General features: G+C 35.6%; 17 protein-coding genes. 10 read left to right on the plus strand and 7 right to left on the minus strand.

The genetic code is table 11. From position 1 onward, the window contains the following. Positions 1-63 precede the first annotated feature (63 nt). Together IPMB12_RS06735 and IPMB12_RS06740 are read left to right on the plus strand one after the other, a co-directional pair. Positions 64-1,527, plus strand: a complete 1,464-nt coding sequence (locus tag IPMB12_RS06735; RefSeq protein WP_166916198.1) for a DNA-3-methyladenine glycosylase 2 family protein — start codon at positions 64-66, stop codon at positions 1,525-1,527. 77 nt (positions 1,528-1,604) lie between these two features. Further along, positions 1,605-2,105 carry a methylated-DNA--[protein]-cysteine S-methyltransferase gene (locus IPMB12_RS06740; protein WP_166916200.1) on the plus strand — a complete coding sequence of 167 codons (501 nt, stop codon included), beginning with the start codon at positions 1,605-1,607 and terminating at the stop codon, positions 2,103-2,105. Positions 2,106-2,239: 134 nt separating this feature from the next. Here the strand turns inward: IPMB12_RS06740 and IPMB12_RS06745 are convergent, their stop codons facing one another. Next, positions 2,240-2,473, minus strand: a complete 234-nt coding sequence (locus tag IPMB12_RS06745; protein WP_166916202.1) for a hypothetical protein — start codon at positions 2,471-2,473, stop codon at positions 2,240-2,242. 786 nt (positions 2,474-3,259) lie between these two features. Between IPMB12_RS06745 and IPMB12_RS06750 the strand changes: the two genes are divergently transcribed. Beyond that, positions 3,260-3,724: a hypothetical protein gene (locus IPMB12_RS06750; RefSeq protein ID WP_166916204.1), complete on the plus strand. Its 465-nt coding sequence runs from the start codon at positions 3,260-3,262 to the stop codon at positions 3,722-3,724. A gap of 149 nt (positions 3,725-3,873) precedes the next feature. Here the strand turns inward: IPMB12_RS06750 and IPMB12_RS06755 are convergent, their stop codons facing one another. Next, positions 3,874-4,764, minus strand: coding sequence for a LysR family transcriptional regulator (locus tag IPMB12_RS06755; protein WP_166916206.1), 891 nt, complete (start codon positions 4,762-4,764; stop codon positions 3,874-3,876). Between the two features lie 199 nt (positions 4,765-4,963). Here IPMB12_RS06755 and IPMB12_RS06760 point away from each other — a divergent pair, with 199 nt between their 5' ends. The 6 genes from IPMB12_RS06760 to IPMB12_RS06785 all read left to right on the plus strand — a co-directional run bounded on the left by IPMB12_RS06760 (position 4,964) and on the right by IPMB12_RS06785 (position 9,740). Then, on the plus strand, positions 4,964-6,157 hold the full coding sequence (locus tag IPMB12_RS06760) for an MFS transporter (RefSeq protein WP_166916208.1): 1,194 nt from the start codon (positions 4,964-4,966) through the stop codon (positions 6,155-6,157). A gap of 91 nt (positions 6,158-6,248) precedes the next feature. Then, on the plus strand, positions 6,249-7,262 hold the full coding sequence (locus IPMB12_RS06765; RefSeq protein ID WP_407704076.1) for an alpha/beta hydrolase: 1,014 nt from the start codon (positions 6,249-6,251) through the stop codon (positions 7,260-7,262). Between the two features lie 130 nt (positions 7,263-7,392). Next, positions 7,393-7,755: a cyclophilin-like fold protein gene (locus tag IPMB12_RS06770; protein ID WP_208293444.1), complete on the plus strand. Its 363-nt coding sequence runs from the start codon at positions 7,393-7,395 to the stop codon at positions 7,753-7,755. Between the two features lie 31 nt (positions 7,756-7,786). Further along, positions 7,787-8,812, plus strand: a complete 1,026-nt coding sequence (locus IPMB12_RS06775; RefSeq protein ID WP_166916212.1) for an alpha/beta hydrolase — start codon at positions 7,787-7,789, stop codon at positions 8,810-8,812. Positions 8,813-9,000: 188 nt separating this feature from the next. Continuing rightward, a complete protein-coding gene (locus tag IPMB12_RS06780) occupies positions 9,001-9,276 on the plus strand; it encodes a hypothetical protein (protein WP_166916214.1) in 276 nt (91 codons plus the stop codon). Positions 9,277-9,374: 98 nt separating this feature from the next. After that, positions 9,375-9,740: a hypothetical protein gene (locus IPMB12_RS06785; protein ID WP_166916216.1), complete on the plus strand. Its 366-nt coding sequence runs from the start codon at positions 9,375-9,377 to the stop codon at positions 9,738-9,740. A gap of 179 nt (positions 9,741-9,919) precedes the next feature. Here IPMB12_RS06785 and IPMB12_RS06790 read toward each other — a convergent pair whose 3' ends face one another. The 5 genes from IPMB12_RS06790 to IPMB12_RS06810 all read right to left on the minus strand — a co-directional run bounded on the left by IPMB12_RS06790 (position 9,920) and on the right by IPMB12_RS06810 (position 15,194). After that, on the minus strand, positions 9,920-10,768 hold the full coding sequence (locus tag IPMB12_RS06790) for an MBL fold metallo-hydrolase (protein WP_166916217.1): 849 nt from the start codon (positions 10,766-10,768) through the stop codon (positions 9,920-9,922). A 45-nt stretch (positions 10,769-10,813) separates the two neighbouring features. Further along, complete coding sequence (locus tag IPMB12_RS06795; RefSeq protein ID WP_166916219.1) at positions 10,814-11,725, minus strand: alpha/beta fold hydrolase; 912 nt, start codon at positions 11,723-11,725, stop codon at positions 10,814-10,816. Between the two features lie 56 nt (positions 11,726-11,781). After that, a complete protein-coding gene (locus IPMB12_RS06800; protein ID WP_166916221.1) occupies positions 11,782-12,225 on the minus strand; it encodes an Rrf2 family transcriptional regulator in 444 nt (147 codons plus the stop codon). Between the two features lie 414 nt (positions 12,226-12,639). Then, positions 12,640-13,089, minus strand: a complete 450-nt coding sequence (locus tag IPMB12_RS06805; protein ID WP_208293445.1) for a GNAT family N-acetyltransferase — start codon at positions 13,087-13,089, stop codon at positions 12,640-12,642. Between the two features lie 740 nt (positions 13,090-13,829). Continuing rightward, positions 13,830-15,194: an L-cystine transporter gene (locus IPMB12_RS06810; protein WP_166916223.1), complete on the minus strand. Its 1,365-nt coding sequence runs from the start codon at positions 15,192-15,194 to the stop codon at positions 13,830-13,832. A gap of 435 nt (positions 15,195-15,629) precedes the next feature. On the opposite strand from IPMB12_RS06810, the gene IPMB12_RS06815 reads away from it, so the two are divergent. Further along, the gene (locus IPMB12_RS06815; RefSeq protein WP_166916225.1) at positions 15,630-16,136 is read left to right on the plus strand and encodes a hypothetical protein; all 507 of its coding nucleotides are present in this window, start codon (positions 15,630-15,632) and stop codon (positions 16,134-16,136) included. Positions 16,137-16,394 lie beyond the last annotated feature (258 nt).

Consider the following 16,394-nt stretch of genomic DNA (forward strand, 5'->3'; position numbering starts at 1 on the left):
TAAACTATGTTTTAGTTACATAGCAGCAGATAGGTAGTTCAAGATAAACACAAAGGTGATGAAATGTTAGCGTTGGACAATAACGGCTTATATACCGCATATAAAGCAAAAGATGCTCGCTTTGATGGCCGATTTTTTATTGGCATATTATCTACCGGAATATATTGCCGACCGGTATGCAAAGCTAGACAGCCTAAAGAAGAAAACTGTTCTTTTTATTCTACAGCGGCAGAAGCTGAACAAGCCGGATATCGACCATGTCTGCTGTGCAGGCCTGAACTGGCACCGGGTTCATCTATTACTGATGCTACTGCTAATTTAGTTCATAAAGCAGCAAGAATGCTGGAAGAAAACTGCGGTAGTGGTCAAAATCTGGATGAGCTCGCCGGGCGACTTGGTTGTACTGATCGCCATTTACGTCGGGTATTTACTGCGGAATATCACGTATCGCCGGTGCAGTACCTGCAAACTTGCCGCTTACTTTTGGCTAAAAATCTGCTGACTGATACTAATCTGTCTGTGCTTGATGTCGCTATGAGTGCTGGATTTGGTAGTCTGCGTCGCTTCAATGATCTTTTCAAAGAACATTACCAGTTATCACCAACCGGACTTAGAAAGAGAATGTCAGAGAAGAAGAAGGAGAGTAGTAATATTACTTTAGCTTTAGGATATCGACCGCCTTACCTTTGGGAAGAGCTCCTCAGTTTCCTGGCTACTCGTGCAATTCCCGGTGTGGAGGTGATTAAAGAAGGAAAGTATTTTAGAACTGTCCACTTACAAGACACTCACCAGAAATCACTCTATGGTTGGGTGAGTGTCGGGCACTTACCTCAGCAAAATGCCTTAAGTGTGACTGTCAGCGAAGGATTATTACCGGTGATTCCACAGGTGCTGGCAAAAATTCGACATATGTTTGATCTGTATTGCGACCCGACAACAATTTATGACACGCTACAGGTTATGAATGATATCCGTCCCGGACTTTGCACTCCAGGCACCCGGCTTCCTGGCAGTTTTAATGCTTTTGAAATGGTAGTCAGGGCAGTTCTGGGGCAACAGATCACAATAAAAGCGGCAAGTACTCTGGCTGGCAGGCTGGTGAACACTTTTGGTATACAGATAGAAACAGGTATTGCAGGATTAACTCATGTTTTCCCATCACCAACAGATATCCTTAAGCTAAGTGAACCGATTGAAAGTCACCTTGGACCACTTGGTATTATAGCCACCAGAGCAAAAACCATTTACGCCTTAGCTAAAGCGCTGGAAGACAAAACGATTGATTTTGGTCTGTGTGCCGATCCGGAGACTGAAATGAAAAAGTTACTGGATATTCCGGGAATTGGTAGCTGGACAGCACAATATATCGCTATGCGTACTATGGAGTGGACTGATGCTTTTCTTGAAACTGATGTGGGGGTAAAAAAAGCTCTGGCTCCTTATTCAGTAAAAGAGATATCCCAAATTGCGGAGAAGTGGCACCCATGGCGCAGTTACGCCACCATCAATCTTTGGAACTCGTTGTAACAATAGTATTCAAGAATCACACAATTAATTACCGTCTTTTAAGAATGCAAAATATATATCGTTGAATGGAGGAAAATATGCATTATTCAACAACTTATCAATCACCTTTAGGTGTAATGACGCTGGCAAGTGATGGAGAAAATCTGATTGGTTTATGGCTGGAAGGACAAAAGTATTTCGGAGCAACCCTGCCAAAAGAAGTGGAAGAGAAAAATAATATGCCCATTTTTGATAAAACTAAAAAATGGCTGGATCGCTATTTTGCAGGCAAGAAACCCGCTATCTCTGAACTTTCTCTGGCACCAATTGGTAGCGAGTTCAGACAAGAGGTGTGGCAAATTTTGTGTGAAATTCCATATGGAAAAACCATCACTTATGGTGAGATAGCTAAAAAAATGGCAGCTAAAGCTAATAAAAGTAGTATGTCCAGTCAGGCTGTGGGTGGTGCTGTTGGTCATAACCCAATCTCGATCATTATTCCTTGCCATCGTGTAATTGGCTCAAGTGGTGATTTAACCGGATATGCTGGTGGTGTGGATAAGAAGAAAACCTTACTGGAGCTGGAAGGATTTTTATAAGTATTAGACCTTTGTAACTTACTTTTTCAGGAAAAAACCATGCTACAAGCTATCACCACTGCGCCACACGAAAATTATGAAATATAGTCCAAACAGGAAATATCATAATATCCAATATTCTATTCTTTTCCGGTTCACTGACTTACCTGGCTTTTCTCAAGGATACAGTAATTTGCTTTAGATTTGATGGTAATAGTAATACTCGACTTCTCATCCCGCAGTTCAAGGGTTTTAGGGCAGTCAGGATCGTTAACTCTGTTGGCTATAACTAAGTAAAATTGACTTGTGTCATACCGCAAATAGATATAGACACTTAAATCCCAGCTACGATAAGGGGGTACTTTGAACTTAAAAAGAGTATCAGTCATTTTTTCCCCATAAATAACGCGCGTATATTCTTTGACTTGGCTATTTATACATGGGTAGAAGAAAAAGGGGAAACTGGCACAAGTATCAAGATAGGGAGTTCGTTCAGAAAAATAGCGGAGATTTAAATAGGGTGATTTATTATAGGCAGGATCCTGATTTAAATTGATTCTTTATGTATGAGGGGGAGAGTCAAATTCAATGGATAACTCATACAGCTCATTATTCACCTGACTAGAGAAGAGAGAATCGCGACCAGCTATGTGACTACTCGAACATCCTGCAATAAAAAAAGTAAGCAAACATAAAAAGAGAGAGTTTTTCATAATTTTTATAAAAAGAAATAAGTAACTAATTATATCAGAATGTTAATGTCAGATAAATTTTATATGAATTAGTTACAATAAACAGGCTTTTTTGTTTTATTTACTTTGAAACCAACCTTTTGGTTACTCATAATACCATCAATAGCGGAACTGCCGAATTCTCTATAAAAGAGAGAATGCCACCATTATCAAAAGAGCAATTGGAACAAGCCAATGCCTATGCTGAACAATGGCAAAAGGAACATCCACCGCTGTCAGAATACTTTACGAAATACCATTACCCCTCTTTTCATTAGGGGAGGTAATACTGTGAAAAAAATTTGATAATCCATTTTGAATTATTTGACAATATCATAACAGGGGCCAATTTTATTTTTCCCATATTCCCCTAGAAACTAAATTAATGATAAAGTCATAAAATAAACGATCAAAAAGGTTGGTCAAATTTATTGGGTTACTTAAGTGAAAAAAATCTCTACTCTCATCTTCATTGTCACTCTATTATTTATTACCGGAGGTTGTGACTTAACACCTCAGAAAGTTGGTATCTATGCATATAACATGTTATATGCTTGTGAATGTCCTCAATATAAAATATTTAGAGTGGCTCCTCTAATATCTACTCAACCACAGCTAAAAGATACTTTAGAACCCTTGGATTTTACAGGAAAAGACCAGGTAGTTGCAGAAGAAATAACAAAAGCTATTGAAAATTCGGAAGATAATACCCTAATTGGTAGAGATATTGATTTAGTTTTTCATAATCAAGAAGATGAAATGATATTTCATAAACAAGTAGATAGAAATCCCATTTGTTATATTTATTATTTTGAAGGTTATTTAAAAGATAAAGAAACATTGATGGTAGAAACATTTAAGCTAATACTTAAAGCACCTAACTGTATTGCAAATGATTTAGAAGAATAGCTTTAAACAGATATACTGAAAATTAAAAAACAGGTGAGTGAAGAATATTACCCAAAGGTCATTGGTATTTAGTGTGTCATAAAGTCCTAATAAGATTAATAAATTCTTATTCTTTTGTGAAATAAACAACCATTACTGCAACATAAATTCTAGGGTTTATATTGGCTAAATGCTTTCTTTAGCTGTTGTAAGAATAGCTCTGAGGCTTTGGAAAACACCTGATATCTTTTCCAGACAATATTAATATCTGCTTCTAATACAGGATTAAGCGGTTTAAAACAGAGATGACTATTCCCAGTAGTATTGACCAGTTTATCCAAACAGAGCGCATAACCAATGCCTTTTTCAACCATTAAGGATGCATTAAAGATCAGATTATAAGTAGCCACAATATTAAGCCTTTTATAATCTTTCTCCATCCATTTAGAAAAATGTTCATCAACATGTTTTTGTTTTGAACCAATTAATGGTAAACCCGTTAAATCTTGAGGTTGAATACAGGTGCGTTCCGCTAAGGGACTGTCTTTTCTCATTAATATTCCCCAAGTATCTTTTTGGGGAAGTGTTAACGATTCGTACTTAGTCATATTTGTTGAACCAATTAATACACCAAAATCTAACAGACCTTTATCAATGCGTTCTGTCACATCATCTGCATTACCGCTAAAAAGATGAACATGAAGATGTGGAAAATTGTCTCGTAAATTTTTGATTATTTTCGCAATGAATACCATGGCATGAGTTTCACCGCCCCCAATGTAAATATCTCCTCTTATCTCTTCCGTTGGCATATGAAATTCTGCTTCAGTTTTTTGTACCAGTTCCAGTATTTCTTCTGCTCGTTTACGTAATCGGATCCCTTCATCAGTCAGAGTAATTTTTCGACTACCACGAAGGAATAATTTCGTTCCTAACTGCTCTTCTAATTCACTTAGTTGTCTGGACAAGGTGGGTTGGGTCAAATGCAAATACTCAGCGGCAGCGGTTACGCTTTCCTCTTTAGCAAGCGCAAGAAAATAGCGTAATACTTTTATCTCCATTTTTAATCTCCTGACTGAACTCATCCATGCTTAAAAGGCATGATAAATCATAAAATATAAGTATTTTACATGATTAGTTGATCTATTTATACTCCAAAACAAGCGAATAAATGTTCAGAAGTAAAATTCTGTTTTTATTCAAATTATAGAGAAATGGTCTATTGCAGATATTTATCATCAAAAAAGAGCATACATTTTAATGAAATCATCTTTAACCTATTCATCAAATAAAGCTTACTGGTCAGCGATTTTTTCGTTATTTATGGGGGTGACAAGTCTAATTGCAGCCGAATTTATTCCTGTTAGCTTGCTCACGCCTATCGCACAGGAACTTAATATTACAGAGGGTATAGCCGGCCAAACGGTTACCGCTGTCGGTATTTTTGCTGTGATTGCCAGTCTAACCCTTGCGCCACTAACCAAAACCATTAACAGACGATATGTTTTATTAACATTATCAGGATTACTGGTTATCTCTAATATCTTGGTTGCTTTAGCACCCAATTATGTTGTTCTGCTTATTGGTCGCAGTATATTAGGTATTTGTGTTGGTGGATTCTGGTCTATGGCTTCAGCAGTAACATTGCAACTGGTGCCTGTAAAAGATGTCCCTAAAGCCTTGAGTATTGTTTATGCCGGTGTTTCTGTGGCTACCATTATTTCATTACCACTTGCCAGCTATCTTGGTGAAGTCTTTGGCTGGCGTGAGGTGTTTTTTCTATCAGCATTGCTTAGCGTGGTAGCACTGATCTGGCAATTTTTTACTTTACCATCATTACCAGCCCAAACCAGCAGTACCTTTCAGAGTATGTTCGTTTTAATAAAGCAAAACTGGGTATTAATGGGCATTGGTGCCACTGTTTTTAGTTATGGTGGATATCATATTTTCTTCACTTATCTCAGACCTTTTTTAGAGCAACATGCTGTCTTACAAACTAGTCGATTAACCATAGTCTTACTGATATTTGGTATGGCTAATTGTGTTGGCACATTTGTGGCAGGGTTTATTCTGGATAAACGATTTAGGAGCACTCTATTCGCTATTCATTTGATACTCTTATTATTGGCCATTCTTCTATATTTCAGTAATGGGAATTTTGCTTTTGAAATGATACTGGTAATAGGTTGGGGATTTATCTTCGGTTTTATTCCTGTTGGTTGGTCAACCTGGATTACACGTACATTGGCTGATAAAGCTGAAATAGTGGGTGGTTTATCAGTTGCAGCGATTCAATTCTCCATTGGATTTGCTGCGGCAACAGGAGGTCTGCTTTTCGATCGTTTTGGTATGAATAGCATCTTTATTTGTGCTGCCTTCATTCTATTATTGGCTGTGATTTTAATTAAGTTTTGTTTTGCGTTATTTACCAAAGTCACTGGCACACTCGCGTAGTTAACAAATAACCATAATGTTTATTGTTAAAGGAGTTTATATGAAAAAATTAATGTGTTTTTCTCGAATTCGAACGGTTTTCATCACCTTAATGGGTGCATGTGGCCTTATTTTATCAACAACTGCAATAGGTCAGGACATGTCTCATGGTGCTGATAACTTTTATCAAAGTGATAAAGTCACAATACAAAAAGTCACGTTTAAAAATCAATATAATATGAATGTTGTAGGCAATCTTGTTATGCCTAAAGATATTAATCAATCCCTTCAATATCCGGCAATTATTGTCGGCCATCCAATGGGAGCGGTAAAAGAGCAGAGTGCTAACTTATATGCCATTAAAATGGCGGAGCAGGGGTTTATCACTTTATCGATTGATTTATCTTTCTGGGGAGAAAGTGACGGCCAACCGCGCAATAGTGTTTCACCTGATATTTATGCCGAAGATTTTAGTGCAGCAGTGGATTTTTTAGGCACAAGAACGTTTATTGATAGAGATAATATCGGTGTTATTGGTATTTGTGGTAGCGGTAGTTTTGCTATTAGTGCTGCTAAGATCGATCCTCGCTTAAAGGCGATTGTAACAGTGAGTATGTATGATATGGGCGCAGCTAACCGTCAGGCGCTTAATCACTCATTGACACTTGAACAAAGAAAAGAAATTATTGCTGATGCAGCGCAGCAACGTTATGTTGAGTTTACAGGCGGTGAGATTAAGTACACCAGCGGAACTGTACATGAGATCAATGGGAACTCTCACCCGATTGAACGTGAATTTTATGATTTCTATCGTACGCCAAGAGGTGAGTTTACACCAGAAGGTTCATCACCACTACTCACCACACATCCGACATTAACCAGTAATGTAAAGTTTATGAACTTCTATCCATTTAACGATATAGAAACCATTTCACCTCGTCCGATGTTATTTATCACTGGTGAGAATGCACATTCAAAAGAGTTTAGTGAAGATGCTTATCAACGTGCGGCAGAACCTAAAGAATTGTATATCGTGACTAATGCCGGGCATGTTGATCTTTATGATCGCGTAGAACTTATTCCGTTCAATAAGATAACTGAGTTTTTTAACCAATATTTAAAATAGAGCGAATAACGCACGACTCAATAAATTATTGAGTCGTATTCTATCTGAATAGGAGGTCATGATGAGAAAGTTCATCCTCAGTATCATATTGTGTGTGTTGACTTCTTATGGTTATGCACAGAACAGCCAAATGACTAATACAATGAAAATCAAATTTACTATAAACGATAAAATTGTCACTGCAACATTAATTGATAGTGTTACAACCCATGATTTTATTGCACTCTTACCGTTAAATATCACATTAAAAGAGTATGCGGGTACTGAAGCTGTAGCCGATTTACCCAAGAAGTTATCAACCAATGGCATGCCAAGTGGTTATAAACCGTCAAAAGGGGATATTACCTATTATGCTCCTTGGGGCAATTTAGCCATATTTCATAAAGATTTTAACTATTCTCATGGGTTAGTTTTAATTGCAAAATTAGATGCTGATATTGATCTCTTTAACTTGTCACAACCCATAAAAGTAACAATAGAATTGATGCCATAAAAAAGAATAAGAGTATTCAATAGGATAACATATGAAATTACCTCAATATTTATTAACATTATTATTGATGTTAAATGTTACTGCACAAGCACAGGAGATAACAAAACTAAATCTTCCTGTACCGAGTACTGTCAGTAAAGAAATGCAACCGTTAATTGCCGCAGAACCTTTTTCCTATTGGAACAGCCATCCTAAAACGCCGGAACAATGGAAATCTTGGGTAAATGAACTTGCACAGTTTGAATTACAAATACTCCCTGGCATTCAGCAAAAATTTGCTGTCACCATTGAGCAAAGCCAGCTGGCTAATGTCAATGTTTTTACTATTACTCCAAAAGAGATTGCGCCAAATAATCAGGAACGTTTACTTTTACATTTTCACGGAGGTGGTTATGTACTTAATCCGGGAAAAGCAGGGCTATCAGAAGCCGTAATGATGGCAGGTTATGGGCAGATAAAAGTGATTTCGGTGGATTATCGTATGCCGCCTGATTTCCCTTATCCTGCCGCAATAGATGATGCAATAGCCGTTTATCAAGAACTGATAAAAACACATCCTACTCAAAAATTAGGGGTATTTGGTACTTCAACGGGTGGTGGGATGAGTTTGATTTTGGCATTAAGAGCAAGTGCAGAGGGATTGCCTCTGCCTGCCGCTATTGCTGCCGGTACACCATGGACTGATTTAACCAAAACAGGTGATAGTTATTTTACTCATGAAGGGATTGATAATGTTTTAGTGAGCTATGATGGATGGTTAGGCGATGCAGCTCAATTGTATGCCAATGGTCATGATTTAACTGATCCTTATTTATCACCAGTTTATGGCAATGTGAAACATTTTCCGCCCACTTTGTTGATAACAGCAACCAGAGACTTATTCCTAAGCAATACGATTCGTATGCACTGGACATTAAAACAAGCAGAGATCCCGACAGACTTGATTGTATTTGAAGGGTTATCACATGCTCAGTATTTAATGTCTTTGGAGGCGCCAGAGAATCAACAATATTTTAAAGAGTTGAGCCAGTTTTTTGACAAATATTTAGAATATTAATGAGAGACTTATTCTCAAATTGTTATATTATAAATAGTTGCTCAATTTCAAATTTATAGAGATAACAATAAATTTACTGGAGTTACTTAAGTGAAAAAATCTCTATTCCTCTCTTAATTGTCACTCTATTATTTATTACCGGCGGTCGTGACTTATCTCCTCAGAAGGTTGGTATCTATGCATATAACATGTTATATGCTTGTGAATGTCCTCAATATAAAATATTTAGAGTGGCTCCTCTAATATCTACTCAACCACAGCTAAAAGATACTTTAGAACCCTTGGATTTTACAGGAAAAGACCAGGTAGTTGCAGAAGCAATAACAAAAGCTATTGAAAATTTGGAAGATAACACCCTAATTGGTAGAGATATTGATTTAGTCTTTCATAATCAAGAAGATGAAATGATATTTCAGAAACAAGTAGGTAGAAATCCTATTTGTTATATTTATTATTTTGATTGATAATGCTCACCATATTAATGATCATGACATTAACAATATAAGACTCATTCATAGTATTAAATACAGATGCAAAGTGCATCTGATAAAGAAAAGGGGAAATGATGAAAAAAATAATGACCATAGCATTACTAAGTGCAATAGTAATTGCTGGTTGTAGTACTCCAACGCAAAGAGATAAGACAAGAAATGATCTTCTACAATCTTGGGTTGGTTATCATCTGGATGATATTATTGCCAAATGGGGTGTCCCTGCAACTGAACATCAGAATAAAAATGGAACAACTTTATATGAATGGAAAGAGAAGCCTTGGGCAGACCATCGTGGTGTAATATACCAATGCGTAGACACATTTTTAGCAGATAAAGATGATGTCTTAATAAAATGGAAATATAGCAGTGATTGTTTTGCAAATGTCGGTGGTTTTGAGCCGATTGATAAACCTATTCCACAACCCACGCTTTAACTTGAATTTACGTTAATTAGGGAGAAAAATTCCATATGAAGAATTATTTACTCTGATAAGAAAATTCATTTCTATAGATATTTTGCAATATTGAAATAGAAACATCACTGCAACAATAATTTTTTAAGGTAAAAGCCATTAATTATAACGACTTTTACCTTAAATTAAATCAATGAGTATTATTTACCTTTAGCCGCTTTTGCGCCTCCCCATAATGAACCTGGATTCACTCTATCAGGGTAGAGTGTTAGCATTTTTTGGTATAAATCCAGTGTGGTTGTTGTTTCTTGATTCAATCGTTCAAAACTGATGAGGTAATCTATCGTTGCCTGAATATTTGAAGGACTATTATCATTTTGAGGAATTTTATGGCCTGCAACTACAAATTTAGGATTAAGAGCAGCTATTTTATGTAGTGCAGCGATCCATTCTTGTCTGGTTTCACTTGTGGTCTCTGCCAAATAGAGATGAATACCGTTGTAAACGATATCACCTGATACAACTAAAGCTAAAGACGGAACATAAACAAAGGTTGTGCTTTCTGTATCTGAAAAACCAACGATTTCTATCACGATTTTATGTCCTTCAATATCCAACTCATTATTTAAAATAGCTTCAGGCATAATAAATTCTTTGGGTATTTTTTGTGGGAACTTGGTTTCCCAAAAACGATTAATGTAATCCTGATCAAACTGTGCGGGGATATGTTTGATAACTTCTGGCAGACTAACTATTTTTGCTTGAGGAAAGTTATCGGCTAGGATTTTTGCACCATAAATATGGTCAGCATGGGCATGTGTTAAATAGACTGCTTTAAGATTTTTACCTGTTTCACGAATCCAACTGACTAACTGATTTGTTTGATCCGTGGTTAAATAAACATCGATAAGAATGGCATCTGTTTGTCCATAAATAAGTGTTGCAGTATTGGCAACCCAGCGTAGGTGTTCGTTACCAACAGGCATATTACTATCTTGAGTGGCACTATCTCGTTTGACTGTGAATACTTTCCAGTTCAGGTTCTTCATTGTAAATGACTCCAGATTAAAAATTAAAATAAATCATGAATAAGGCTATTGAATATTCACAAGAAAGTGATCAATTTCCTTGGCAACATCGTCAGAATGGTCTATGTGTAACCAATGGCCAGCCTCTGGCAAAAATATGGTGGTTTCCAGTGCAAAACGGGGAGAGACTAAGGAAGTTAGAACCTCTGGTGTGCAAACCGGATCATCAGCCCCGCCAATAATCAAAACAGGAGCCGTGCTTAATGCTGGTTTACTGCCAGCAGGATGTCCTTTACTCCATGCATTAATCAGCTCTACTATATTTTTTGCGGTTATTTGTGTTCCATTTACCACTATTTTTTCCAATGTAGCTGGATCAATATGGGAGAATTGCTGTTGGCGAAATTGTCGTTGTAATGTTTCATTATTTGCCATTGCCTGCATTGAACTCATAAACTCCTCTGAAACAGGCAAACCCGATAAAGGAACGGGCGCAACAAACACGATACCTTTAACTTTTTCAGGGCGGGCATTGGCTACAAGTTCAGCTATTTGTGCCCCCATACTTTGCCCAACTAATATGACTGGCATATCTAATTTATCAACAACACCGGTCACAGCCGATGAGATAGTCTCAAGCGAGACTTGGCCTTGCATAGTTGACATTGCCCCCATAAATGGCAAATCTAAAGTCACGAATTGGTAATCTTGAGCATGTAATTTTGAAATAACAGGCTCCCATACATTACCTGCATCCATAAAACCGTGAATAAATATCACTGCAGTATTGCCATGTCCTGATACTGAATAAGGAATAGATAGTTGATGGTTTTCAATGCTTTCTGAGACTATTTCATGGCTCAGTTCATTTGCAGAAGCAGGGGAGAGAAATAGCATTGAGAATAAAAAAACGGCAACAAATCTCATCATTTTTGCCGTGAGAGCTGATGAATAATTATGGTTAAAAATAAATTTCATATAATTTCCTTTTTTGGTTGTAACTTTATTTGTTACATCTATAGATAAAAAAATAGCTAAAGAGCTATCTTATTTTTTTTTGCAATAGGGGTGATGGCATCTAATAAGGTAAAAGTAGATAGTTTCTCTTCCATTGTTTTTTGTGCGATATGTAACGGTTCATCAATCACTTCATGTATAGAAGCGCCTACATAACAGTTTTGATTCGGATGCTCATGTTTATTAAATAACATAAACTCATCATCTGATTGCACTGCATGATAGATATCAAGCCATGATATATTCTGTGGCGGACGTTTTAATGAGGCGCCGCCCACACCAGCTTTAACTGTAATAAGGTTAGCTTTTTTTAACATGGCAATAATTCTTCTGATAACAACTGGATTGGTATTAACACTTAAAGCCAGATGTTCTGAAGTGTTAGAAATATCTTTGTATTTATTTAATTCTATTAAGACTAAAACATGAATCGCCACAGCAAATCGAGTATTTATTCTCATGGTCATATTCTCGGGTTAATTTGATGTAACTATTATTGTTACATCAAATTGTTTTTGTCAACAACAAATAAATTTATATATGAGTAAATTTGTCACAGAATGATAGATTCAATTTAGATAACAAGTGAAAGTACATCAGAAAAGTTATTTATTTTTTCCAGGTAAAGTGATTCTCTTTGACCAATTAACTAAGTAGAGAGTTAATACAGAGTTTATGCAAACTGGTATAAACTCTTACACTAACGTATTTTGGGTGTGATTTTGTCAGATTTAGGCTAGCATTGATAATGTTCACTATTGAACCATCGTATATACAATGACACGATAAGATTTATTTTGTCTTTTGGTTTACTAAAACACAGCCACAACACATAACATTAGGCAAAGCATTACTAAAATTTTAGCATATGGTTTTTATAAATTTTTTTGGTAACGAACAAAATCATCTGTTGTTGCATATTGATCATATAAAGCTCTGGCTGGATTATTCTTTTGCGTAAACCAATAAATTCTTGACCAGTCCGATTGTTTACTTAATGTAAATAAATCATCTAGTAAGGCTTTACCTAAACCTTTCCCTCTGTGCTCTGGTGTTACAAATAAATCCTCTAAGTAACAAATAGGTTTGGTGACCCAACTTCCTTCATGTAAAACATATAAAGCAAAACCGACAGGTTTATTTTTTACAAGAATCATTCGGCAAAATAAAGAAGAGTTAGGGGAAAGAATACGTTGCCATGTCTGTTGAGTGATCTCTTCTGCTAGTTGTGTTTGGTAAAAACGACAATAACCATCCCATAGTTCACACCATGTGGCTTCATCTTTTGGTTGTGCAAAGCGAATAGTTATCATGTTATTTTTCATTAATTGCCTCTTTAATTTATTTTACTAAAATTGTTAGTATAGCCCATAACAATTTAAGAGTGTTTGCATATTAAACAATTATATATCAACAGATAACCATGTGAGAACCTTAATAGGTGTTGTATAGTTTGATGACTATCCCTAAATGATCATTCTGAACGATCAATTAAAACACCATCAAATTAAAAATGAGAGAAAGACCGTTATGAAAAGACTAATGATAATTTTTATTATTATAGTTGTAATTGTTGAATTATTTATTATTGCAGGTTGTTTTACCACTATTAAGTATCAAATAGAAATGACAACAGATATATCCGAGATACTTAGTCAGGTATATTCTATGTTGAACAGGCTCAGTCTAATCATCATTTTTAATTTACTTTATTTATGTGTTATGTATGTTTTATACTTCAAAAAACAAGAAAAGAAATGAAGCTTTCTGATGATGAAAAATATTAATCTATTACCTTTTAGCCTTTAGTTGTCGTTTCTGACGAGGAATAAGGTACTATGGGTAATACTAGTTTGTTTACAAGATATTTGTATTTTCATCAGAAATAAGCAAATAGTCATGATATAACAGGCTTAAATAGACTATTACAAGTAGCTGAAAAGTAATTCATTTTGAGCGCGTGCATTTTACCGACCTTATGTTTTCAGTCAATAAATTGGGGGATTGGTCAATGTTTGCCACAATAAGCGATTTATCATTATACATATCGCTTATTGTGATAATACTATTCTTCTTCAATTTGATTTGTATCAGTTTGACCTAATATTTTACTTGTTACAATTCCAGCTGTCATTGAACCACTTACATTTAAGGCAGTTCTTGCCATATCGATTAATGGTTCAATTGAGATTAATAGCGCAATCAGTTCGATCGGCAATCCCATAATTGGTAGCACAATTAATGCGGCAAAAGTTGCTCCGCCACCTACGCCCGCAACACCAATAGAGCTAATGGTAACGACAACCACTAACATCATAAGCCAATGAATATCTAACGTAATACCGATAGTTGGGGCAACCATAACAGCAAGCATCGCTGGATAAATACCAGCACAACCATTTTGACCGATTGTTGCACCAAATGATGCAGCAAAACTAGCAATACTATTGGAAACACCAAAACGTTTAGTTTGTGTTTCCACACTGAGTGGAATCGATGCTGCACTAGAACGGCTGGTAAATGCAAATGCCATGACCGATGCAATACGCTTAAAATATTGTAATGGTGACACGCCAGTAAATGAAACAATAACCGAATGCACTAAGAACATAATACCAATGGCAATATATGACGCTAAAATAAAGCTACCTAATTTGATTATGTCATTAATGTTTGAGTTTGCCGCCATTTTTGCCATTAAAGCAAATACACCATAAGGCGTTAATTGAATCACAACTCGAACTAATTTCATGATCCAGAACTGAAATACTTCAATACCATTAAAAATGCGTTGTCCTTTCTCTTGATCATCTCGGAAGACTCTTAATGCCGCAACACCCAAAAAGACAGCAAAAATAACAACACTAATGATTGATGTTGCTCTTGCTCCTGTGAGGTCTAAGAATGGATTTTGTGGAACAAACGACAATATAATTTGAGGCACGGTTAAACTTTCTAACGTTTTAACGTGACTGTTTTCAAGTGTTGCCAATCGAGCTGCTTCTTGCGTGCCAGATGTTAAGCCTTCGGCAGTTAATCCAAATAATAAGGTTATTGTGATACCAATTGCTGCTGCAATCATGGTGGTGATTAATAACGTTGATATGGTTAAACTGCTAATTTTACCTAATGATGAAGCGTTATGTAATTTAGTTACCGCACTTAAAATCGAAACCAAAATAAGTGGCATAACTATCATCTGTAATAATTTCACATAACCACTACCAACAATGTCAAACCAACTGATGGATTCTTTAATTATGCTAGTGTCTGCGCCATAAATTACTTGTAAAATTGCACCAAATATAACCCCAATAACCAAACCGATTAGGACTTTTCTTGCTAAACTCCATTTTGTTTTTTCTCGATTAACTAACATCAAAATCATTAAAATAATAGCAAAGATTGAGACGTTTATGATTAATTCCATGATGACACCTTTATTAGATATAATGTGTTGATTCTAACAGGAAAAAAATATAAATAGTTAGATTGATGCGCTATATACATATATCCTAAGGTTATAATGAATAATAGACATTTAAATTAAATAAAATCAAATAATTAAATGCGTTTGGTTTTGACTCTTATTATGATTGGTTTTATCAAAGAGTAATAGCTAATTTATCTATTCTTTGTTATTAAATGATATGACACAGGTAAATGAGTCTCAATTGTGGGCAATGAAATCAAAAGAGCAAGGGGGTGCTGAATCTGATGAATTGCTTAAAGATATAGAAGAAGTTCGATTAAAATTTGAATCGGATATTTGTCTTAAATAAGGAAAAAACAAACTGCTGACGCATATCAAAACATAATGCGAAAGCAGTAAAAATACAATGTGACAAATGTAAGGATCAAAGAAATGATTAAAACCATCCCAAATGATTTTTTCAAAAAAAGAGAACATGAGATAAAAAAAATCGATAGCATATTTTGTGAAAACTTATATTATTTGGAACTAATTAAAAAATATATCCTTTCTGAAATTGTGCCTGATATTATTTTATATGACTATGAAAAAGCAATAAAATACAACCGTATGTTTACCGAAGATAATCCACAAGTAAATAAAAAAGATTTATGGTTAATTGGAGCATCTGGTCAAGGTGATTTTTGGTTTCTAGATAATACTGACAGTATACTTTGGTGTAATCATGATTTTGGAGAATTCAAAAAACAATCTTGTTTAAATTTAGAAATAAGTTTTGAGAAATTTTTATGTTTAGGGTTTACTTTATATGATTTTGAGGAAAAGCTTGATAATACTCCAGATTATTTTGATAGCCCTGACAGACAAGAAGATCTTAAAAGAGCTATTAATTGCATAAGTGATGACTTATATGAAATTTACCCATATGATTATTTTTAAGATACATATTTAGACAATTGATGCGCAAGGCAACAGTACCGATTACACCTATGATGAAAAAGGCAACCTAAAGAGCGTCACCGACAGCAAAAAAATGTGACGGAATACCAGTATAACCACCTAGGTTTGCCTGTGGTGATCCAAAACGCCAAAGGGGGTGAAACCCAGTTAGAGTACGATCATAAACACCAACTTATTGCCTTAACCGATTGTTCGCAAAAACGCACAGAACTCAATTTCATGCCGGGGAAAAAGATG

The sequence above is a fragment of the Zophobihabitans entericus genome (genome assembly GCF_011745665.1).
GTDB classification, from domain to species: Bacteria; Pseudomonadota; Gammaproteobacteria; order Enterobacterales; family Orbaceae; genus Zophobihabitans; species Zophobihabitans entericus.